This window comes from Salinibacterium sp. NYA9b (assembly GCF_976973725.1).
On record NZ_OZ333476.1, the window covers coordinates 793,363 to 814,164 of the forward strand.

Annotated in this window: 20 protein-coding genes; 11 read left to right on the top strand and 9 right to left on the bottom strand. The window is 63.0% G+C overall.

All coding sequences use genetic code 11. From position 1 onward, the window contains the following. Positions 1 to 37: 37 nt before the first annotated feature. From ACWFSR_RS03800 to ACWFSR_RS03815, 4 genes are all read left to right on the top strand, one after another. Positions 38 to 1,246: a PIG-L family deacetylase gene (locus tag ACWFSR_RS03800; protein ID WP_447523100.1), complete on the top strand. Its 1,209-nt coding sequence runs from the start codon at positions 38 to 40 to the stop codon at positions 1,244 to 1,246. Further along, on the top strand, positions 1,243 to 1,578 hold the full coding sequence (fdxA, locus tag ACWFSR_RS03805) for a ferredoxin (protein WP_197107380.1): 336 nt from the start codon (positions 1,243 to 1,245) through the stop codon (positions 1,576 to 1,578). The genes ACWFSR_RS03800 and fdxA overlap by 4 nt, the downstream gene beginning before the upstream one ends. Beyond that, positions 1,578 to 2,684 (top strand): succinyldiaminopimelate transaminase, encoded by a 1,107-nt coding sequence (gene dapC / locus ACWFSR_RS03810; RefSeq protein ID WP_447523101.1) that lies wholly within the window; start codon positions 1,578 to 1,580, stop codon positions 2,682 to 2,684. Before fdxA ends, dapC begins: the two co-directional genes overlap by 1 nt. A 99-nt stretch (positions 2,685 to 2,783) precedes the next feature. Continuing rightward, positions 2,784 to 4,079: a citrate synthase gene (locus ACWFSR_RS03815; RefSeq protein WP_197107378.1), complete on the top strand. Its 1,296-nt coding sequence runs from the start codon at positions 2,784 to 2,786 to the stop codon at positions 4,077 to 4,079. Between the two features lie 104 nt (positions 4,080 to 4,183). On the opposite strand, the gene dapD is transcribed toward ACWFSR_RS03815, so the two are convergent. Then, the gene (gene dapD / locus ACWFSR_RS03820) at positions 4,184 to 5,125 is read right to left on the bottom strand and encodes a 2,3,4,5-tetrahydropyridine-2,6-dicarboxylate N-succinyltransferase (protein ID WP_197125455.1); all 942 of its coding nucleotides are present in this window, start codon (positions 5,123 to 5,125) and stop codon (positions 4,184 to 4,186) included. A 26-nt stretch (positions 5,126 to 5,151) separates the two neighbouring features. On the opposite strand from dapD, the gene dapE reads away from it, so the two are divergent. The 3 genes from dapE (at position 5,152) to ACWFSR_RS03835 (ending at position 7,744) form a co-directional block, all read left to right on the top strand. Next, entirely contained in the window at positions 5,152 to 6,249 is a 1,098-nt protein-coding gene (gene dapE, locus ACWFSR_RS03825) for a succinyl-diaminopimelate desuccinylase (protein ID WP_447523102.1), read from the top strand. After that, the gene (locus ACWFSR_RS03830; protein ID WP_447523103.1) at positions 6,231 to 7,478 is read left to right on the top strand and encodes a hypothetical protein; all 1,248 of its coding nucleotides are present in this window, start codon (positions 6,231 to 6,233) and stop codon (positions 7,476 to 7,478) included. The genes dapE and ACWFSR_RS03830 overlap by 19 nt, the downstream gene beginning before the upstream one ends. A 92-nt stretch (positions 7,479 to 7,570) precedes the next feature. Further along, a complete protein-coding gene (locus tag ACWFSR_RS03835) occupies positions 7,571 to 7,744 on the top strand; it encodes a DUF3117 domain-containing protein (protein WP_197107374.1) in 174 nt (57 codons plus the stop codon). A gap of 138 nt (positions 7,745 to 7,882) precedes the next feature. Here the strand turns inward: ACWFSR_RS03835 and uvrA are convergent, their stop codons facing one another. Next, complete coding sequence (gene uvrA / locus ACWFSR_RS03840; protein WP_447523104.1) at positions 7,883 to 10,351, bottom strand: excinuclease ABC subunit UvrA; 2,469 nt, start codon at positions 10,349 to 10,351, stop codon at positions 7,883 to 7,885. A 138-nt stretch (positions 10,352 to 10,489) separates the two neighbouring features. After that, entirely contained in the window at positions 10,490 to 11,122 is a 633-nt protein-coding gene (locus ACWFSR_RS03845) for an O-methyltransferase (protein WP_197107372.1), read from the bottom strand. 62 nt (positions 11,123 to 11,184) lie between these two features. Between ACWFSR_RS03845 and ACWFSR_RS03850 the strand changes: the two genes are divergently transcribed. Next, complete coding sequence (locus tag ACWFSR_RS03850) at positions 11,185 to 11,580, top strand: sec-independent translocase (protein ID WP_197107371.1); 396 nt, start codon at positions 11,185 to 11,187, stop codon at positions 11,578 to 11,580. A 29-nt stretch (positions 11,581 to 11,609) separates the two neighbouring features. On the opposite strand, the gene ACWFSR_RS03855 is transcribed toward ACWFSR_RS03850, so the two are convergent. Then, positions 11,610 to 13,172, bottom strand: coding sequence for a succinic semialdehyde dehydrogenase (locus ACWFSR_RS03855; protein ID WP_197107370.1), 1,563 nt, complete (start codon positions 13,170 to 13,172; stop codon positions 11,610 to 11,612). 60 nt (positions 13,173 to 13,232) lie between these two features. On the opposite strand from ACWFSR_RS03855, the gene ACWFSR_RS03860 reads away from it, so the two are divergent. Together ACWFSR_RS03860 and ACWFSR_RS03865 are read left to right on the top strand one after the other, a co-directional pair. Then, positions 13,233 to 14,630, top strand: a complete 1,398-nt coding sequence (locus ACWFSR_RS03860; RefSeq protein ID WP_447523105.1) for an MFS transporter — start codon at positions 13,233 to 13,235, stop codon at positions 14,628 to 14,630. Beyond that, positions 14,627 to 16,117, top strand: a complete 1,491-nt coding sequence (locus tag ACWFSR_RS03865; RefSeq protein ID WP_447523106.1) for a pyridoxal phosphate-dependent decarboxylase family protein — start codon at positions 14,627 to 14,629, stop codon at positions 16,115 to 16,117. Before ACWFSR_RS03860 ends, ACWFSR_RS03865 begins: the two co-directional genes overlap by 4 nt. 19 nt (positions 16,118 to 16,136) lie before the next feature. On the opposite strand, the gene ACWFSR_RS03870 is transcribed toward ACWFSR_RS03865, so the two are convergent. After that, complete coding sequence (locus ACWFSR_RS03870) at positions 16,137 to 16,574, bottom strand: GNAT family N-acetyltransferase (protein ID WP_447523107.1); 438 nt, start codon at positions 16,572 to 16,574, stop codon at positions 16,137 to 16,139. Positions 16,575 to 16,608: 34 nt separating this feature from the next. Further along, the gene (locus ACWFSR_RS03875) at positions 16,609 to 17,523 is read right to left on the bottom strand and encodes a LysR family transcriptional regulator (protein WP_197107366.1); all 915 of its coding nucleotides are present in this window, start codon (positions 17,521 to 17,523) and stop codon (positions 16,609 to 16,611) included. 72 nt (positions 17,524 to 17,595) lie between these two features. Between ACWFSR_RS03875 and ACWFSR_RS03880 the strand changes: the two genes are divergently transcribed. Next, positions 17,596 to 17,718, top strand: coding sequence for a hypothetical protein (locus ACWFSR_RS03880; protein WP_255529165.1), 123 nt, complete (start codon positions 17,596 to 17,598; stop codon positions 17,716 to 17,718). A 94-nt stretch (positions 17,719 to 17,812) separates the two neighbouring features. Here the strand turns inward: ACWFSR_RS03880 and ACWFSR_RS03885 are convergent, their stop codons facing one another. The 3 genes from ACWFSR_RS03885 to ACWFSR_RS03895 are packed head-to-tail and all read right to left on the bottom strand — an operon-like array spanning position 17,813 to position 20,781. Beyond that, entirely contained in the window at positions 17,813 to 18,934 is a 1,122-nt protein-coding gene (locus tag ACWFSR_RS03885; RefSeq protein WP_447523108.1) for a P-loop NTPase, read from the bottom strand. Continuing rightward, on the bottom strand, positions 18,924 to 19,463 hold the full coding sequence (locus tag ACWFSR_RS03890; protein ID WP_197107364.1) for a DUF1003 domain-containing protein: 540 nt from the start codon (positions 19,461 to 19,463) through the stop codon (positions 18,924 to 18,926). The genes ACWFSR_RS03885 and ACWFSR_RS03890 overlap by 11 nt, the downstream gene beginning before the upstream one ends. Further along, positions 19,450 to 20,781 carry a magnesium transporter MgtE N-terminal domain-containing protein gene (locus tag ACWFSR_RS03895; RefSeq protein WP_197107363.1) on the bottom strand — a complete coding sequence of 444 codons (1,332 nt, stop codon included), beginning with the start codon at positions 20,779 to 20,781 and terminating at the stop codon, positions 19,450 to 19,452. Before ACWFSR_RS03895 ends, ACWFSR_RS03890 begins: the two co-directional genes overlap by 14 nt. Positions 20,782 to 20,802: the final 21 nt, after the last annotated feature.

The following is a 20,802-nucleotide window of genomic DNA, read 5'->3' on the forward strand; positions in this document are numbered from 1 at the left end:
TTCTGTCTACTGCAGAATAAATGGTGGAGGAATGGCCGTGAAAGATCGCGCACAACGGGTATTGGTTGTTGCCGCACGCCCAGAAGATGAGGCGTACGTCTTCGGCGCCACCATTGCAACGCTTGTTCAGCGTGGCACTGAACTCATTGTGCTCAGCTGCAGCAACAACGCGACCGCCGCTATTGAGGCATCGCCCTCGACCGGAAGCGTGCCAGAGACGGTCTCGCACGGCGCCGCAGTGCCTGGTTCTGTGGCCTTAAGCGCCGCGACGGGCGGCAGCGCTGAAGCGAACACCGCCGTTGCTGACTCCGCTACTGATGCGGATGCGGATGCGGACACCGACACCGACGCTGACACCCGCACCGACACCGGGGAACGCACGGCGGTTTCCGTCGATGAGGTTGTCCGCGAAATTCTTGGCATTACCTCTCACCACATCTTGCGTGAAGACAACGGTCGCCAGTTCAGCAAGCTCGACGCCCGCGCTCTCGCGTCTGACCTCGCTGCAGCGATCACCTCGTTGAAGCCGGATGTCGTCGTGAGCTACGCCAAGGAGTCCAGCGGTACGGCGCGCGGCGCTGAGGCGCTGCTCGTGCACGAGGCCACGGTGTTGGCGACAGAGCTTGCGGGGGTGCCTTTCTATACGGCATCCGCTGTTCCTGTTGATCGTGGCGTGGCGGTGTCGTCGGCAACGGCGCTCGCGTTCAAGCGCCGGGCTACCGAGATTTATCGCAATGAGGTGCCGGTGGGGGAGAGCGTCTCGACGCCTCCGGAATATTTGCGCCGCTTGCGTCGCCGCGAATTGGTGATTGGCGAACGCAGCCGTGTGGAGCGCGTCATCTTGGCGCTGGTGTCGCTCGCCTTGGGCGCATTGGTCGGTCTCGTCTTGACCGCGGTGCATCAGTCGGCGTTCACGATCGGCAATGTTCGTGTGCCGTGGGGAATTGTGGTGTCTGTCACGCTCGTGACGGCGCTCATTCTGGGCCTGCGCTTGATCTATGACACCCGAGTCGCGGCAGGTTTTGCCTCGCTCGGTGTTCTGGTGATGTCGGCAATCTTGGCTACGGCAATGCCAGGCGGAACAATTTTGATCCCGGCAAATGTTGCGGGTTACGTGTGGACCTTTGCGCCGGTGCTTGTGGTGCTCATTGTGGTGGGGTGGCCTCGGGTGAACCGTCAGGTTTCGTCGGCGAGCCGCGCTAACATTGAGTTGAACTCTCCCGTGAAAGGTGCGGATATCTCTTGACCTACGTCATCGCTCAGCCCTGTGTCGATCTTAAGGATCGCGCGTGTGTAGATGAATGCCCAGTCGACTGTATTTATGAAGGCGACCGCATGCTCTACATCCACCCGGATGAGTGTGTTGACTGTGGTGCGTGCGAGCCGGTGTGTCCGGTTGAGGCCATCTATTACGAAGATGACCTGCCCGATAAGTGGGCCGACTACTACAAGGCCAACGTTGAGTTTTTTGATCTCCTCGAGGTGAGCTCGCCCGGCGGCGCAGCAAAGGTCGGTGTGATCCCCAAGGATCATGCCCTCATTGCGGCCCTGCCTGAGGGTGGCGGGTCCTCAGACTAATGGCGCGCACGCCGTTGGCTCTCCCCGATTTTCCTTGGGATTCGCTTGTGCCGTACGGCACGATTGCGCGCACTCACCCCGACGGCTTCGTTGATCTGTCTGTCGGTTCACCGGTAGACCCCACCCCCACGGTTATCCGCGACAGTTTGGCGACGGCCACGGATGCTCACGCCTACCCCACCGCTATGGGCACAGTTCAGCTGCGCGAGGCCATCGTGGAGTGGTTCGAGCGCCGCCGTGGTGTGCCAGGGCTCACCGTCAACAATATTCTGCCGACCGTCGGTTCCAAAGAGTTGGTGGCACTGCTGCCGCTGCTGCTGGGGCTCGGCAAAGACGACGTCGTCGTGCATCCTTCGGTTGCGTACCCGACGTATGCCATTGGGGCGGCCATGGTTGGCGCTACTGCTGTGGCATCCGACGACCCGGCATCGTGGCCCGAAAACACTGCTCTCGTCTGGCTGAACAGCCCAGGCAACCCTGATGGCCGTGTGGCTGACGTTGAACAGCTGCGCGCTGCTGTTGCCCGCGCTCGCGAATTGGGTGCGGTGATCGCCTCAGACGAGTGCTACGCCGAACTCAACTGGAATGGCCCCGACCCCACGCCATCCATTCTCGATCCCGAGGTAATTGGCAGCGATCGGTCGTCAGTGCTTGCGGTGTATTCGCTCAGTAAGCAGTCGAATTTGGCCGGCTACCGTGCCGCTTTTGTGGCCGGATGCTCGGGGCTCATCTCAGAGCTACTCGCCGTGCGCAAACACGTCGGACTCCTCGTGCCCGGCCCCGTGCAAGCCGCGATGGTCACCGCCCTTCAGGATGACGCCCACGTTGCCGCCCAACGGGAGCTCTATCGTGCACGTCGTGCCAAGCTGCTGCCCGCTTTGAACCGGGCGGGATTCTTCGTGGACGATAGCGTTGCAGGCCTCTACTTGTGGGCCACAAAGTACGAAGACTCGTGGCAGACGGTCGGAGATTTGGCGCAGTCCGGCATCCTCGTGGTCCCGGGTTCGTTCTACGGCGAGAGCCCTGCGCGACACGTGCGAATCGCGCTCACCGCGAGTGACGACACTATTGCTGACGCGGTCGCTCGCCTCGATTTGCTCGCTTAAGTGCACTAACCGGCGAAGGCCTTGTCGTTGACCTCTAAAACCGGTCTGGTTTGGTTGGTTGGTGTGACAGTGGCCATTCAACCCTTGTAGGCTGTAGCGGTGAATGAAGCCCCTCAAGACCCAGAGAAGGCCACCCTCCACTTTCCGGGCGGTGCTGCAGAATTTCCCATTATCCGTGGGGTCGATGGTCACAACAGCATCGATATCTCCACCTTCATGAAGCAGACCGGATACACGGCGCTTGATCAAGGTTTCGTGAACACTGCGTCAACCCGCAGTGAGATCACGTACATCGATGGCGACCGTGGAATCCTGCGCTACCGCGGGTATGCGATCGAAGATGTCGCGGCCAACTCCACCTATCTCGAAGTAGCCTGGCTGCTGATTTACGGTGAACTGCCGTCGAAGTCGCAGCTCGAAGAGTTCGATGAGAAGATCCGTCGGCATACTCTGCTGCACGAAGACCTCCGTCGCTTCTTCGACGCCCTTCCGCCGAGCGCGCACCCCATGTCAGTGCTCTCCAGTGCGGTGTCGGCTCTATCGACCTATTACGAAGACTCGCACGACGTGCGTGACCCCGAGCAGGTCGAGATCTCGACCATCCGTTTGCTGGCAAAGTTGCCCGTCATAGCGGCCTACGCTCACAAGAAGTCACTCGGTCAGGCACTGCTGTATCCCGACAACTCGATGAGTTTTGTCGACAACTTCTTGAAGCTCAACTTCGGCAACATGGCCGAGGAGTACGAGGTCAACCCCGTGCTGAGCAAGGCGCTCGATCGCCTGCTAATTTTGCACGAAGACCACGAGCAGAACGCGTCCACCTCCACGGTGCGCCTGGTCGGCTCGACCGAAGCCAACATTTTCGCTTCGATCTCCGCCGGTATCAATGCTCTCTACGGTCCGCTTCACGGTGGTGCCAACGAAGCCGTTCTCAAGATGCTTGGCGAGATCCAAGAATCGGGCGAAGGCGTTCAGAAGTTTGTTGATCGTGTGAAGCGCAAAGAAGACGGCGTGCGCCTGATGGGCTTCGGCCACCGCGTGTACAAGAGCTTCGACCCGCGTGCACGTCTCGTCAAAGAGAGTGCGGATGAGGTGCTCGCCAATTTGGGCGTCAGCGACCCGCTGCTCGATATTGCTCGTGAACTCGAAGAGGTCGCTTTGGCCGATGATTACTTCATCGAGCGCAAGCTGTACCCCAACGTCGACTTCTACACCGGTGTTATCTACAAGGCAATGGGTTTCCCGCCACGCATGTTCACGGTGCTCTTCGCCATCGGTCGTCTGCCGGGCTGGATCGCCAACTGGCGCGAGATGAACCAGGACCCCAAGACCAAAATCGGTCGCCCGCAGCAGCTCTACACGGGCCCTGCAGCCCGCGACTGGCCGCAGCGCTAGCGCACCAGCAGCTTTACGACGAACGGCCGGTTCCCCTCGGGGAACCGGCCGTTCGTGTTTGGGGGGCGTGCGGTTCGGATGAGCGGACCGCACAGCGCGGATCGTTAGGCGTGCAGTGCGGTGTTCAGCTCGACACCGCTGCCGCTGCGAGGCAGCACCTCGACGGCGCCGGTCACAGAGTTACGGCGGAATAGCAGTCCGTTGACTCCGCTCAGTTCGACGGCCTTGACGCGGCGCGGCGTCGCCGAACCATCAATGATGGTGACTTTGGTGCCGGCCGTGACGTAGAGCCCAGCCTCGACGACAGTGTCGTCACCGATCGCGATTCCGATTCCCGAGTTGGCGCCCAAGAGCGCGCGCTCACCGATCGAGACACGCTCGGTTCCACCGCCACTGAGGGTTCCCATGATGGATGCTCCACCGCCGATGTCGGCACCGTCACCCACAACGACACCTTGAGAGATGCGGCCCTCGACCATCGAGCTGCCGAGCGTGCCGGCGTTGAAGTTGACGAAGCCCTCGTGCATGACGGTGGTGCCGGGAGAGAGGTAGGCGCCGAGGCGCACGCGCGAGGCATCGGCGATACGCACGCGCTCGGGCAGGACGTAGTCGAGCATCCGTGGGAACTTGTCGATGCCGGTCACGACGATGCCGTGGCGCTTGAGCGAGACGCGCAGTTCGCGGAAGTCGTCGGGGTGCACCGCGCCGGCGTTGGTCCAGACGACGATCGGCAGGGCGCCGAAGAGACCGTCGAGGTTGATGCTGTTGGGCTGCACGAGCAGGTGGCTGAGCAGGTGCAGACGCAGGTAGGCGTCGGCAACGTTCTGCGGTGCGGCATCCAAATCGATCTCAACGGTCACGAATTCGGTGCGCACGCGGCGGCGCTCGTCGGCCCCCAAGTGCTCTTCAAGATCGGCGGGGGTGTAGTGCGGGTCAGTGCCCTCAGGGATGGATCCCAGGTGCGGAGCGGGGAACCACACGTCAAGTGTTGTTCCGTCGCTGGCGATTGTTGCGAGTCCGTATCCCCATGCTGTGCGCGAAGTCATGCATCAAGGTTACTTACACTGGGTGCATGCCTGCGACCGATCTCACCGTTCCCGTGCTCGATTTGGGTGCGTCAAGCCCCGACCTGACCCGCCAGATTTGCGATATCGAGTCGGTTTCTGGCAACGAACAGCGCATCGCGGATGCCGTAGAGACGGCCCTCAAGGCGTTCAGCCACCTTGAAGTGATTCGGGATGCGGATGCCGTCGTTGCCCGCACGAACGGCGGCAAGGCGCAGCGCGTCGTGATCGCCGGGCACCTCGATACGGTTCCCGTGAACGAGAACCTGCCGACAACCCTCGAGATGATCGACGGTGAGGAAAACCTCGTAGGCCGCGGCACCGTTGATATGAAGGGCGGCGTGGCTATCGCGCTCAAGCTCGCGGCAGAGCTCACCGACCCCGCGGTTGACGTGACCTGGATTTTCTACGACCACGAAGAAGTCGCCGCTGACCTTAACGGGCTCGGCCGCATTGCGCGCAACCGCCCCGACCTGATGGCGGGCGACTTTGCGATCATTGGCGAACCGTCGAACGCGACAGTGGAGGGCGGCTGCAACGGCACCGCTCGCATCGACATTTCGCTCACGGGGCTGCGCGCACACTCTGCGCGTGCCTGGATGGGCGAGAACGCCATCCACGCCGCAGCACCGGTGCTGGCCATTCTGGCCGCCTATGAGCCCGAACAGCACGAAGTTGATGGCCTGGTCTATCGTGAGGGCCTCAACGCCGTCGGCATCACCGGTGGTGTTGCCGGCAATGTGATTCCGGATGCCGCGACGGTGACCGTGAACTTTCGGTTCGCCCCCGACCGCAGTACCGAGCAAGCGATCCAGCACTTGCGTGAGGTCTTTGCCGGCTTCGAGTTCGAAGTCACCGACCTTGCTGGCGGCGCACGCCCCGGACTGGATGCTCCGCTCGCCCGTGACTTCCTCGCCGCGGTCGGTGGCACAGCAGCCCCGAAGTATGGCTGGACTGATGTGGCACGCTTCGCTGAACTCGGCGTTCCCGCCGTGAACTACGGCCCCGGTAACCCGTTGCGCGCCCACGCCGACGACGAGCGCGTCGCCACCAGTGAGATCGTGGCGTGCGAGCAGGGACTGCGGGCGTGGCTGACGGCTCGCTAGCCTCTACCAGCTCGCTCACCTCCACGGTGCGCTGCGCAACAACCGCGATACTTGCTCCCGAGCGCTGGTGGATCGCCGTTATCGCGATCTTTGCTGCCTCGCGGGTCGTGACGACTTCGCTGCTGCTGTGGTTCGCATCCATCCAAGGGCAAAACCCGTGGACGGGCCCTGCCCCCGACTATTTCTCGTTCGCGAAAATCTGGGACGGCCACTGGTATTACATCATTGCGCTGACCGGGTATCCCTCGGAGTTGCCGCTGACCGACGCCGGTCACGTCGCCGAGAATGCGTGGGCTTTCATGCCCGGTTATCCCGCCGTTGTGCGGTTCGTCATGACGCTGACAACGCTCGACTTCGCCGTGGCGGGCGTCATCGTCTCGGTCGCGTTCTCGCTGGGGGCCGCACTGCTGTTCTACCGCGTGATGCACCTTGTGTTGCCCGCCGGCACCGCCCTGTTCGCGGTCGCCATCTTCTGCTTCGCGCCACTCTCGGCCATCCTGCAGGTCTCCTACGCCGAGTCGATGCATCTCTTCTTGCTCACCTTGGCGCTCTACTGGTTGATGAAGCGCCAATACTGGATGCTGTTGCCGGTGATCGCGGTCATGTCCCTCACCCGCCCGAGCGGATTGGCCTTTGCGCTCGCGCTCGGACTACACGTGGTTTATCGCTGGTGGGTTCGCCGCAGTGAAGACTTTTCGCTGCGCGAGCGCGTTGCTGCACTCTCGGCAACTGCCTTCAGCCTCGTGATGGGCTTTGCCTGGCTGCTCATCGCAGCGGTGACCACGGGGTCGCTCACGGCCTACACCGACACCGAGCTCGCGTGGCGGGCGCCCTACGTCGGGTACGGCGAGTTGGTACCGTTCGCGGCCTGGATCCAAGGGGCCGAATTTTGGGCTCAGTGGTGGCGGATGCCGCTGTGGCTCTTGCTGGTGATGCTCGTCGCTGGTGTTCTCGCTTTCTTTGTTTTTCTTTTCACGAATCCTGCGCGACGCCTCGGGGTAGATCTGCGCTTGTGGGTTGCCAGTTATGCGCTGTATTTGTTGGCCGTATTCTTTCCACAATCGAGCACATTCCGTCTCCTGATGCCCATGTTCCCGCTGGCGGGCGCCCTCGCGTTGCCGCAGTCGCGGGTGTATCGCGGACTGCTCCTCGCGGCGTGCATTGCAGGACAGTGGGCCTGGATCCACCTCGCGTGGTGGGTGGATGGCTATGACTGGACCCCGCCCTAGGGGTACCCCTGGGGTTAATGACTCGACAGAGTTTCAGTATCGGCGGTCTTTGCTGGATAATAGAACGTAGTACCGATGAAAGGGGACTATCTATGGCAGCCATGAAGCCGAGGACCGGTGACGGGCCGATGGAGGCTGTCAAAGAGGGCCGACTTATTGTCGTGCGTGTACCTCTCGAAGGCGGCGGTCGTCTCGTTGTTTCTGTAAACGACGATGAAGCAAAAGAATTGCATGACGCACTCGCGGGTGTTGTTACTCCCGCCTAGCTTTCCTTCTCAGCCTTAATCGGCGGCCCACGCTCACAGCGTGAAGCTAGTCGACACACAGCACCGAACACGATCACTTCGTGTTCGGTGTTTTGTGGTTAACGCGCGATGGTTGTGGTTAGCCCGCGGCGCGTGCGGTCAGCCCGCTGCTCGGGTACCGATCCACTCGCTGAGGTACTTCGCTGTCGCGCCGTCGCCCGCGGCAACCTCGCGGGGGGTTCCTGTGGCGACGATCGTGCCGCCCTTGTCTCCGCCGCTGGGGCCCAAGTCGATCACCCAGTCGCTGGCAGCAATGGTGGCGAGGTCGTGCTCGACAAGCACGACAGTGTTGCCGGCATCCACGAGTTGTTGAAGCTGGGCGAGCAAAAGCTCGGTGTCGGAAGGATGCAGCCCCGACGTCGGTTCGTCGAGCAGGTAGAGCGCGTGGCCGCGACGGGCGCGCTGCAGCTCGGTCGCGAGCTTGATGCGCTGCGCTTCTCCACCGCTGAGTTCTGTGGCTGGCTGGCCGAGACGCAGGTAGCCGAGGCCAACATCGCGCAGGGTGTCGAGGCTGCGCAGCGCCGAGGTGGATCCGGCAAAGAAGTCTGCGGCGGTGTTGACGGTCATGCCCAGTACTTCGGCGATGTTCTTGCCAAGGTAGGTGACTTCGAGCGTTTCGTCGTTGTAGCGCGCCCCGTGGCAGGTGTGGCAGGGAGCGTACGTTCCGGGCAAGAACAGCAGTTCGACCGAGACAAAGCCCTCGCCCTGGCAAGTCTCGCAACGTCCGCCGGCCACGTTGAAGGAGAACCGGCTCGCGGTATACCCGCGCTTCTGAGCTTCGTCGGTTGCCGCGAAGAGCTTGCGAACGACATCGAACATTCCGGTGTAGGTCGCGAGGTTCGAGCGCGGGGTGCGTCCGATGGGGCGCTGGTCGACGAGCACGAGGCGATCGAAAGAGTCGAGCCCGGTGGTGTCTTCGAGCGTCAGGTCGTGCGGCTGGTCATCCGCTTCGGTGGCGTCATCCGGAGCAGTACCGAGATGAGAGCGCACCGCCTGCGCGAGTACCTGGGTCACGAGCGTTGACTTGCCCGAACCTGACACACCCGTGACGGCGGTCATCACTCCAAGCGGGAAGTCGACGGTGAGATCGCGGATGTTGTGCAGCGACGCCTTGTCGAGGCGCACCCAGGACTCCGGGGTGCGCACCTCGCGCAGCGGCTGCGCTTGCTGCGGAAAGAGATAGCGGCCGGTGACCGATTCGGGCACATCCTTGAGGCCGTCAACGGGGCCGGAGTACACGAGCTGCCCGCCGCCTTCACCAGCACCGGGACCGATGTCGACGATCCAGTCGGCACGCCGAATGACGTCAAGGTCGTGCTCCACGACGAAGAGAGAGTTGCCGGATTCCGTCAAACGGTCGAGCACTTTCAATAGCGGTGCGGCATCCGCCGGGTGCAGTCCCGCTGAGGGCTCGTCGAGCACATAGACGACCCCGAAGAGGCCCGAGCGCAGTTGAGTAGCGATGCGCAAGCGCTGGGCTTCGCCGGGGGAGAGGGTGGTGGAGTTGCGCCCCAGACTGAGGTACCCCAAGCCAAGGTCGAGAAGAACATCCACGCGGGCGATCACGTCATCGCCGATGCGATGTGCAACCTCGTTGCCTTCGGACGATTCGCTTTCGGAATCAGCCCGACCCATGCCTTCTCGCAATCGGTCCGCGAGAGCGGTGAGCGGCACCTGGTTCAGTTCGGCGATGCTGAGCCCCGCGAAGGTAACGGAGAGGGCGTTCGCCTGCAGACCGCTGCCGCCACACTCGGGGCACGTCATGCTCTGCACAAAGCGGAGCGCGCGCTCGCGCATCCGCTCGCTCTGGGACTGCGAGAGCACGTTCATGATGTGCTTGCGGGCGCTCCAGAACTTGCCGTTGTAACCGTGATCGATGCGACCCTCTTCGCGCTGGATAAAGACGGAGGGCTGTTCTTCGGTGTACAGCAGCCAGTCGCGATCCTTGCGGCTGAGCGAGTTCCACGGCGCGCGGGTATCGATGCCGAGGCCGTTGACGATGCTCTTGAGGTTCGCGCCCTGCCAGGCGCCGGGCCAGGCAGCGATTGCACCGTCGCGAATCGAGAGAGAGTCATCGGGAACGAGGAGGTCCTCAGCGACGTCATGCACCACGCCAAGACCGTGACAGCGCGGGCAGGCGCCGGCCACCGTGTTGGGCGAGAACGCTTCGGCAGACAAGTGCGAGACACCAGCGGGATACGTGCCGGCGCGGGAATACAACATGCGCAACAGGTTGGAGAGTGTGGTGATTGTGCCGACGCTTGAGCGCGAGCTGGGCGCTCCGCGGCGCTGTTGAAGCGCAACCGCAGGGGGCAAACCAGTGATGTCGGTGACGTCCGGAGCGCCGACCTGGTTGAGCAGCCGGCGTGCATAGGGCGCGACCGACTCGAAGTAGCGGCGCTGAGCCTCGGCGTAGAGCGTTCCGAACGCAAGGGAGGACTTTCCCGAGCCGGAGATGCCGGTAAAGGCGACCATGCAATCCCGGGGCACATCGAGGTCGATGTTGGCGAGGTTGTTTTCGCGGGCCCCTCGAACGCGAACCCAGCCGTCACGATCATTGCTGTTCATGGATGCTCCGTTCTCACGGCGTGCGGAGACCCCAAGTTCCTCGGCAGCGCGCGCTCTGTCGTGTACGTACAGGGTGGCGATTGTTCATCCACAGTACGGACACAATGCTGAACGCCGAGTGAGCGTTCGCTGAGCGCGTTAGTCGCTGAGCTTGGTGAGCTGCAAAAGCCCGTCGCCGACGGGGATCAACGAACTGATCACGGCGGTCGACTGAGAAATCTCTTTGAGCAGCGAACGGAAGTTCGAAACCGTGGCATCGCGCTGCGCGGGATCCGGAACACGATCGCGCCAGAGGGCATGCGCGACAGCCACAACGCCACCGGGACGTACCAAGCGGAGGCCGTGCTCGACATACTCGATCACTGACTGTGGGTCGGCATCGATAAACACGAGGTCGTAGCTTGACTCGTTCATGCGAGGAAGAACCTCGGATGCCCTGCCGCCGATTTGGCGCACTCGGTTCGCCTGAATGCCTGCCTCAGCAAAGACTGAGCGAGCAACCTGCTGGTGGTCGATCTCGGAGTCGATAGTGGTGAGCAAAGCGCCGGGACTGCCGGCGAGCATCCAGAGTCCACTAATGCCGACACCGGTGCCCACTTCGATGATGCTCTTGGCGCCGGTAGCGGCAGCAAGCAACGCCAACTGGGCGCCGACGGCGGGGCTCACCGCTTCGATTCCCAGCTCACTGGAATGCACGCGCGCCGCAGCGATCTCTGGGGGTTCGACGACGAACTCCTCGGCGTACTTCCAACTCAACTGCTTGTCTGACACATTGCTCCTATCGCTGTGTCAACTGTAGACGCAGCGAGCGAAGGCACCGGTAAGCTAAACGGGTGTCCTTCGGTCTCACATTCGACAAACTGCTGATCATTGGGATCATCGCTGTCTTTTTGCTTGGCCCCGACCGTTTGCCCTACTACGCGTCGCAACTCGCACGCCTCGTCCGCTCGCTGCGTGACATGGCCAATGGCGCTAAAGATCGCATGCGTGAAGAGATGGGCCCCGACTTCGACGACATCGACTGGAAGCAGCTTGACCCGCGCCAGTACGACCCGCGTCGCATCATCCGCGATGCCCTGCTTGAAGATGAGACGCCGCCCGTTAAAGTGCGGCCCCCGCGCTCAGCCGCCTATGCCGAACGGCAAGCAGCGCTCGCTGAACGCCAATCGCAACTCAAAGCTGAACTGAAGGCCGGCGAAGTCGCGCCCTTCGATAACGAAGCGACGTAGCTCCCCATCTCCCTCGCGACCAGCCGCGGTTAGCGGCGGCGCAGCAACTTCAGCACGCCCAACAGCGTCACCATGAGCCCGGCCATCGCGGCGAACTCAGCACCAGAGCGCGGCAACTGCAGAATGCCGTTCGACTGCGAGACCGTGCGCGATTGTACGAAGCGCAGGATGCCCTCGGGCCCATTGCGGCGCCCTAGCCCGGAGTGCTTCATGCCACCCATCGGCGCATCGACGCTCGAGAAGCTACCGCGGTAGCCCTCGTTGATGTTGACGCTGCCCGCATCCAAGCGATCGGCAAGGCGGCGCGCATGGGCGATGGAGCCACTGAAGATCGAGGCGTTGAGCCCGAACTCAGTGTCGTTGGCACGGTCAATTGCTTCGGTATCGCTCTCGACAGCCGTGATAGCAACGACCGGGCCGAAAGTTTCGTTCGCAAAGCACTCCATCTCGGCGGTGACATCCGTCAGCACGGTCGGAGCGTAGAAGTAGGGGCCGAGATCGGGGCGGGGAACACCACCAGCGAGCACGGTGGCACCCTTTGTGATGGCATCCTCCACGTGCGCCTGGACGCGCTCGAGCTGAGCCTGCGACGTGAGTGAGCCCACGTCTCCCGAATAGTCGAGAGCAGAGGTTTGAGTGAGCGCCTTCACACGCGTGGCGAACTCGCGACTGAACTCCGCAGCGATCGACTTGTGCACGTAGATGCGTTCGATGGAGACGCACAGCTGGCCCATGGAGGCGAAGCAGGCATAGACGGCATCCTCAGCGGCCTGCACCGGGTCGGCGTCACCGAGCACGAGCAGCGGGTTCTTGCCACCCAACTCAAGGGAGGCGCCGATGAGACGTCCGGCGGCGCGCTTGCCGACCTTGGTGCCGGTGGGCGTTGAGCCCGTGAAGCAGATGTAGTCGCTGTTATCGACGACAGCGTTGCCGACCTGATCGCCGGGGCCCGCCACAATCGGCCAGACGGCGGCGGGGACGCCCGCGTCAATGTAGGCCTCGCGGGTCGCGAGCATCGAGAGCGCACCCTGATTGTCGATCTTCTGGATGACGGCACTGCCGGCAGCGAGGGCGGGAACGATATCCATTGCCCCGAGGGCGATCGGGTAGTTCCACGGCGTGACGACACCGATGAGTTGCTTGGGGGAGTAGCTGACGCGCGTCGACATCAGCAGCGGAATACCCGCTCGGCGACGCTTCGTTGCCAACACCCGCTCGGCAGAAACGGCGTAGTAGCGCGTGATTGTCGCGGCCTGAAAGATCTCTTCGAACGCTTGACCACGCGTCTTGCCCGACTCGGTTTGCAGCAGGTCGAGAAGCTCATCCTTGCGTTCTAGCAGCAGATCGTGGGCGCGCAGCAGCACGCGGCGACGGTAGGCAAAGCCAGCGGACTGCCAGGCGCGTTGCGCTCGGCGGGCGGATGTCGCGGCATCCCGAACATCGCGGGTCGAACTCTGCGGCAGCTCATGCAGGGCCTTGCCCGTGAAGGGCGCAATCACGGTGGCCGTGTCGGAGGTGGTGCACCGCAATTGGGCGACGAGAGTGTCGCGGCGACGTGACCCGATGAGCGAAGTGACTGTGTGTGGCGACATAACTCAACACTACGACCGTGCGCCACAATTTCGGCTGAGCAAAGCGCTAGGCTCACGAAGATGACGACCGCAGCGCCGCGAGCTCTTACCCGAAGCTCCATCGCCACCTATGCCATTGGTTCTCTCGGCACTGGGGGTTTTGGTGCCTTGCCCGGGCTTGTGCTCGTGTACTACCTGACCGACACTCTGGGGATCGCCGCGCTCGCCGCCGGCATCCTCGTCACCACAGCCAAAGTGTGGGATGTGATCATCGATCCCGTGATCGGTGCCCGCAGCGACCGCAGTCTGGCTCACCGCGGCACTCGGCGACCGGCCATGCTCGTGGGCGCCATCCTCTTGCCGATTCTGTTCGTTGTGACGTTTGCGGTGCCTGCCGGCATTGGCCCGCTTGCGTCGGGCATCTGGGTGTTCATTGCCTTTGTCGCTACGGCAACGGCCTTCAGCCTGTTTCAGGTGCCGTATATCGCCCTGCCCGCCGAACTCACCCGCAGCTATGACGAACGCACGCGGTTGCTCGCGGTGCGCGTCGTCGTGCTCACAGTGGCGATCTTGCTATTCGGTGCGGGGGCGCCCGAGATTCGTGATGCCTTTGCGGATGAACGGCTCGGCTATCTCGTCATGGCACTTTCTGCGGCCGCCCTCATGGGCGTCTCGCTCGTCATCTCCTCGTTCTCGGCGCCCACCGGCACGATGTCGGTGACGCCGACCGTATCGATCGTGGAGACGTATCGCGCCGGAGTTGCCGCGCTCAAACGCAGCCAACCGTTCCGCGCCCTGCTGCTGACGTTTCTGCTGCAGGGGCTCGCGACCGGAGTCATGCTGGCCGGTGCCCAATACGTTGCTACCTGGGTGCTCGGCACCGGTGTTGCGATCCTGTTCGTCTCGCTGATCGGGCCAGCGCTTCTGTTCGCGCCGGTGTGGGCTGCCATCTCCCGCCGCATCGGCAAGGAGCGCGCGTTCGTCTGGGCCTCCGCCTGCTACGGTCTCGGCGCCCTACTAATCGTGCCGCAACTGTGGGCGCCCGGTGCGTGGATTTACGCCCCCGTCGCGCTCGCCGGAGCAGGCTACGCGGGAATGCAAGCACTGCCGATGTCGATGCTGCCCGACGTGATCTCCCACGACTCCCGTCGCCACAAGCTGGCCTCGGCCGGCACCTTTGGCGGCGTGTGGACTGCGGGCGAAACCACGGGCATGGCACTCGGTGCCACCGTGCTCACGACCGTGCTCGCGGCATCCGGCTACCTCGAATCGGTCGCCAACCAGACGGTCGCCCAGCCCGATTCGGCCATCGCTGGAATCATCATCAGCTTCAGCATCGTGCCCGCCGTGATCATCGGCCTCTCGCTGCTGACCTTTAGGCGCTACCCGTTGCGCCGCAGCGACATTGACCATGCCGATGCCGAACCACACCCCACAAGTGGCCCAACCACCACTTCGAACGATCAGGAGACCCGATGAAGTTCGACCACCAGCCCGCCGATATTCTTGAGCGCCTTAACGCGCTACGCGAAGCGGATGCTCCCACCCACGGTGGGCATGTGCTGTCGTATGTCTACGACTCTGGCCTCGCGGAGCTCGACGAACTGGCGGCGCACGCCATTCGTGCCGTGCAGCCCGTCAACGGCCTCGACCCGACCACCTTCACCTCGGTTGCCGTCATGGAACGCGAAGTGCTCGGCTTTGCTTGCGACCTGCTTGGTGGCGATGAGGATGTCGTCGGCACTGTCACTACTGGCGGTACCGAAAGTTGTCTGCTGGCCGTCAAGACGGCGCGCGATGTGTGGCGGGGAACAGGCGCTTCGGCGCGCACGGGAATGCCCCGGTTGTTGGCTCCCGTGACGGTGCATGCGGCGTTCCAGAAAGCAGCACACTACTTTGGCCTTGAACTCGACCTCGTGCCGGTCGGGCCGGGCGGCGACGTTGCCGCGGACGATCTCATTGCACGCATGGGCGACGATGTTGCGCTCGTAGTGGTCTCAGCTCCGAGCTATGCGCACGCCGCGATGGACCCTGTCGTTGAGGTCGCTGCTGCGGCATCCGAGCACGGAATCGCCTGTCACGTTGATGCCTGCATCGGCGGCTGGGTTCTGCCGTTCTGGGAGGGTGTTGAGCCCTGGAACTTTGAAGTACCGGGCGTCACGAGCATCAGCGCCGACCTGCACAAGTTTGGCTACTCGCCCAAGGGCGCCTCGGTGATCCTGCAGCGCGGTCGTGACCGCCAACGCACGCAATACTTTGCGACAACGCAGTGGCCTGGTTACCCGATCGTCAACCCCACCATCTTGGGCTCGAAGTCGGCGGGGCCGCTCGCGGCTGCGTGGGCGATTATTCAGGCACTCGGCACGAGTGGGCTCGCCGAGCTCTCCGAGTCGTGTGCGCGGTCCACTCAGGCCCTGCGCGACGTGATTGGCAAGATTGAAGGCCTCCGCGTTGTGGGCAACCCGGTCGGACCGCTGTTGGCTATCGCATCCGATGATTCCGTTGCTGCGGATCGTCGCGTTGACCCGCACCACTGGGCCGACCAGACGCGCGAGCACGGCTTCTTGCTGCAACTGCAGCCCTCACTCGTGCAGAGTGACGGCACGATGCTGCCCGCCACGACCCACCTCACGGTGACTCCCGTGACTGCGAACGTGCTCGACGACTTGAGCGCGGCGCTGCGGGTGGCGGCTGACGAAGTGCGCGGTGTGCCCGCCGTCTCTGTCGAAGCTGTGCTGGCCACGTTGCCCGCTGAGGCGCTCGCAGCGTTGGGTGACCCGGATGCCGCACCCCTCGATTCGGCGACCGCAGCGGGTCTCCTCGGCGCGTTGGGCATCGGTGCTGGCGACCAAGGACTTCCCGACCGGATGGCGCCACTGTTGGCTCTCATCGCCGCGATGCCGGCACCGCTCACCGAACGCCTGCTTATCGAGTTGCTCGCGCGACTGATCGAGCCGACTGAGTAGAGCGCCGTCGCTTCGAGCGTTACGAGGTTGAGGCGGGTCGCGTCAGCCACACGTCGTGGTCGTCCTGGTCGTAGGGCGTGAAGCCGTGTCGTTCGTAGAGCCGCAGCGCGGCGCTGCCCTGAAGCACCATGAGGCGAAACGGTCGAAGGTCTGGCCGGGCGAGCACCTCGGTGAGAACCTGACTTCCGATGCCCTGCCCCTGCAGACGCGCGGGCAGGTAGAAGTGCTCGATCCAGAGGGCATCCGCTTCGGGGCGCACGCTAATCGAGCCAACGTCTTCGCCAGCAACCTGAATGATCTGGGTGTTCTCCGGTGCGAAAGCATCGCTCATCCAGGTGCGCACCCGCACGGGGTCGAAGATGCCGTGGCGTTCGAGGTCGGCCCGAAGTTCGACTGTGCGAAGGTCAAGCAACCAGTCGAGGTCGTGCGCGGTGCTGGGGCGTAGCGAGTATTCCACTCCGTGATTCTAAGCGGGCGGATGCGCGGCGGCGCTAGACCGTGTGCTCACGTTCGAAGCGCGTCGCCTCATCGACGAGGGCCTTGACGATCGCGCGCACGGAGGGACGTTCTGCGCGGTCGGGGCGCAGCAGAGCTGAGATGAGGCGCGACGAGGGAACACCCTTGAGGGGGCGGGTGATGAGGCCGTTCTCGCGGTCTCGGGTCGTGAAGCGCGGCAGGATGGCGATGCCGTGCCCTGCCGCCACGACAGCTTCCACAATGCTGTTGTCCGTCAGGCGCTGGGCAACCTTCGCGGGGGCACCGTTTGCCGCTTCGATTCGCCGGAGGATGCGGTCGAACGGCAGACCGGAAGGAACCCCGATCCACGTTTCGTCGAGAAGGTCGGCGGGAGTGAGCGCCGCCTTGCGGCCGAGCGGATGATCTTCGGGCAGAGCGACATCCAGAGACTCACGCATGAGCGGAACGACAGCGAGCCCCCGTTCGGTCCAGGCGGGGAGCACGTGAGGCGAGTCGGAAACGACAACGTCGTAGTCGGCAGTGAGGTTGGCGACATCTTCGAGCACAGAGTCTTGGTCGTTGCAGCTCAGGGTGAGCCCCGGCTGCCGATTCACGGCGTGGAAAAGCCCCGGTAGTAGCATCTCGCCGCCGGTAGGGAAGATGGTCATGGTGACGTCACCGCGTGGGGACTCTCGAAAGTCGTTCCACAGCGCTTCGGCTTTCTCAATTGCGGTGGCCACATCGGCCGCCGTGTGGGCGAGCGCCCGGCCGGCCGACGTCAACACGATGCCGCGACCTACGCGCTCGGTGAGAGGGATTCCGGCCTCGCGTTCCAGAATTTTGAGCTGCTGAGACACAGCGGATGGCGTGCGCATCGTCGCCTTGGCGACCGCGGTAATGCTGCCGCGGTCGGCTAGCTCGCGAAGCAACTCCAAGCGCCGAATATCCATGTAGTTACTCTACAAGGTTAGATAAGGAAGATCATCTTGTTCTAAAAGGTTGGTCGCGGCCAGACTATAGACATGAACTTCGAACTAATCATCATCGCGGCACTAGCTGCAACCGGTATCGCCGCAACCCTGCGTGCCGTTGCAACCGACGGATACCGTCGCGTGCCCACCCGTCGCTACAACACCATGCCGTAGCCAACCGCCAGCCGGTTTACGCAACACCACAGCAACTATTGCTGTGGTGTTTTTGCGTTAACGGGGCGGATTAGCGCGCAATCGGGGCGCAGCGTTAGCGGGGGCTGAGCCCCAACTTGCGGCCGGCAACGCTGCGCTTGAGCGAACGGAGAGTCGTGGCGAGACCCGTGATGGCCTGAGCCGCCGGATCCTCGGGAGCCGCGATCACCACGGGCACCCCGGAATCGCCACCCTCGCGCAGGGCGATGCTAAGGGGGATCGAGGCCAGCACCGAGACCGGCTCGTCTGGCGTGGAGAGCTTGGCTGCGGCATCCGCCCCACCACCAGAACCGAAAAGTTCGAGCACGCTGCCGTCGGGCTGGGGGAGACCTGCCATATTTTCGATGACACCGATCACTCGTTGACCGGTTTGCCGAGCGACAAGGCCGCTGCGTTCAGCAACATCGGCGGCGGCCGATTGCGGAGTCGTCACGACAACCACATCGGAGTGCGGCAGCAATTGCCCGAGCGAGATAGCGACATCGCCGGTGCCGGGAGGCAGATCGAGCAGCAACACATCGAGATCGCCAAAGAACACATCGGTCAAGAATTGCTGAATCGTGCGGTGCAACATGGGCCCACGCCACGAAACTGCCGTGTTCTCTTCGACGAACATGCCGATCGAGATGACCTTCACGTCATAGGCGACAGGCGGCAAAATCATCTCGCCCACCTGAGTGGGCTTGGCGCCGTGCAGACCGAGGAGTCCCGGGATCGAGAAGCCGAACACATCGGCGTCGATCACTCCGACGCGCAGGCCGCTCTGGGCCATCGAGACCGCAAGGTTCGCGGTGAGCGTCGACTTGCCGACGCCACCCTTGCCGCTCGTCACGGCCACAATCTGGGTGAGCGAATCTGGCCCGAACTGCATCGTCTTGGGCTTGCCCTTGCGCAGCTTCTCGGTGAGGGCAGTTCGCTGCGCCGGCGACATGATCGACACGTCAACGGTCACCGCCGTGATGCCGGGCACACGCTCGGTAGCCTCGCGCACGTCACGTTCGATAGAGGTTGCGGCCGGGCATCCGACAATCGTCAACGTCAGGCCAACGGATGCCGCACCAGCGTCGTCGACAGAAACCCCAGAGATCATGTCGAGCTCTGTCACGGGTCGCCGAATCTCGGGGTCGATCACCGAGGCGAGGGAGGTAAGTACCGCGGCTTCGAGCTCAGCGTTCACGGTTCTCCGTGTCGGCTTCGGCGTCGTCGTCTTTCTCGAGTTCTTCGAGCAGACCGCGAAGTTCAGCGCGAATGAAGTCCTTGCTGGCAAGGTCAGTCATGGCCAGGCGCAGCGCAACAACCTCGCGTGCCAAGTATTCGGTGTCGTTGAGGTTGCGTTCTGCACGCTGACGGTCTTGTTCAATCTGCACGCGGTCGCGGTCATCTTGACGGTTCTGGGCGAGCAGAATCATGGGCGCAGCGTAGGAGGCCTGCAGCGACAGGATGAGCGTGAGCAGGGTGAAGTTGGTGGAACGCGGGTCAAACTGCGCATCCAGCGGCGCACTTGTGTTGTAGATCAACCAGACGCCCACGAAGGCGGAAAGGCCGACGAGGAACCACGGGGTTCCCATACCGCGGGCAAAAGCCTCGGAGTAGCGGCCCATGCGGTCGCGACTCTGGAACATGCCAAAACCGCTGCGCAAACCCTTAGGGGTATCGAGGCGCTGTTCATTGCGCTGTGATCGAGATGACCGCTTAGCTAGTGCCACGGGGTGCCCTCCCTGCGCGAATTTCTTTCTGCTGAACGATGGTTAGAGGTCTAGTTGAGGTGTCGTCGAAGCTCGCCGACTCGTCGGTGGTACTTCGCCAGTCATCGGGAAGCAGATGGTCAAGCACGTCGTCAATGGTCACCACCCCGAGCAAGCGATGGTTGTCATCGACCACGGGCACTGAGACGAGGTCATAACTCGCGAGAATGCGCGACACTTCTGCGGCAGTCGTGGACGAGCGTACCGGTTCAAGCGATTGGTCGATCAGGGCACCCAAGCGTTCATTGGGCGGGTAGCGCAGCATCCGCTGAAAGTGCACCATGCCGAGCAGGCGACCTGTCGGCGGCTCATAGGGCGGCAGCGTGACACAAATGGCGGCACCGAGCGCCGGGGCAAGGTCGTGACGACGGATGAGGGCGAGACCCTCAGCAACAGTGGCGTCAGCAGAAACAATGATGGGCTCGGTGGTCATGAGTCCACCTGCCGTATCGGGGGCGTAGCTGAGCAAGAAGCGCACATCTTCGGCTTCTTCGGGCTCCATGAGATCGAGGAGTGTCTCGCCGCGCTCATCGCTGAGATGAGCGATGAGGTCGGCCGCGTCATCCGGCTGCATCTCGTCGAGCACATCAGCCGCACGATCGTCGTCGAGCTTATTGAGAAGAGCAACCTGCTCGTTCTCGGGCATCTCTTCGAGCACGTCAGCGAGGCGGTCGTCAGAAAGTTCTTCAGCCACTTCCATCATGCGCTGCATGGGAAGTTCGAGCATGGCATTCGCGAGGTCGGCAGGCAGCAGGTCAGAGAAGCTCGCAACCAGTTGAGTGGCCGACTGTGCTTCGCCCTCGTGCGTGTTGTGCTTCAGCTCATCCCAGGCCGCGAAATCGGTGGGGCCCTTCGCGAAGAGCGGTGAACCGCTGGCCTTGGGGCGACGCAAGAATAGCTGGCTGATTTCCCACTCGCCAATGTCGACCTCTTCGATCGACACATCTTCGATTTGAGCTTCGCCAGAGCCATCGCGCATCGACACGCGCCGGCCCAATAGCTCAGCCATGACACGGATTTCGCCACCGCGCTGCTCGAAGCGGCGCAAGTTCAGAAGACCCGTGGTGATGATCTGGCCGGAGCCAATGCTCGTGACGCGACCAATCGACAAGAAAACATGGCGTTTACCGGGAACTTCAGCGATCATTCCGACTACGCGAGGGCTCGCATCGCCGCGCTCAACGACCAGCACGTCGCGGACCTTGCCCACGCGGTCGCCATTGGGGTCGAAAATTGAGCAGCCCACCAATCGGGCGACGAATACTCTTGAGGTGCTCACAAGTAAAACCCTACCCCTGCA

Excerpts from the sequence above, each read along its gene's own strand:
- ACWFSR_RS03835 (WP_197107374.1), top strand. The coding sequence starts at position 7,571 with ATGGCAGCCATGAAGCCGAGGACCGGTGACGGGCCGATGGAGGCTGTC.
- dapC (WP_447523101.1), top strand. The coding sequence starts at position 1,578 with ATGGCGCGCACGCCGTTGGCTCTCCCCGATTTTCCTTGGGATTCGCTT.
- dapD (WP_197125455.1), bottom strand. The coding sequence starts at position 5,125 with ATGACTTCGCGCACAGCATGGGGATACGGACTCGCAACAATCGCCAGC.
- ACWFSR_RS03880 (WP_255529165.1), top strand. The coding sequence starts at position 17,596 with ATGAACTTCGAACTAATCATCATCGCGGCACTAGCTGCAACCGGTATC.
- ACWFSR_RS03865 (WP_447523106.1), top strand. The coding sequence starts at position 14,627 with ATGAAGTTCGACCACCAGCCCGCCGATATTCTTGAGCGCCTTAACGCG.
- ACWFSR_RS03855 (WP_197107370.1), bottom strand. The coding sequence starts at position 13,172 with ATGTCGCCACACACAGTCACTTCGCTCATCGGGTCACGTCGCCGCGAC.
- ACWFSR_RS03860 (WP_447523105.1), top strand. The coding sequence starts at position 13,233 with ATGACGACCGCAGCGCCGCGAGCTCTTACCCGAAGCTCCATCGCCACC.
- ACWFSR_RS03875 (WP_197107366.1), bottom strand. The coding sequence starts at position 17,523 with ATGGATATTCGGCGCTTGGAGTTGCTTCGCGAGCTAGCCGACCGCGGC.
- dapE (WP_447523102.1), top strand. The coding sequence starts at position 5,152 with ATGCCTGCGACCGATCTCACCGTTCCCGTGCTCGATTTGGGTGCGTCA.
- uvrA (WP_447523104.1), bottom strand. The coding sequence starts at position 10,351 with ATGAACAGCAATGATCGTGACGGCTGGGTTCGCGTTCGAGGGGCCCGC.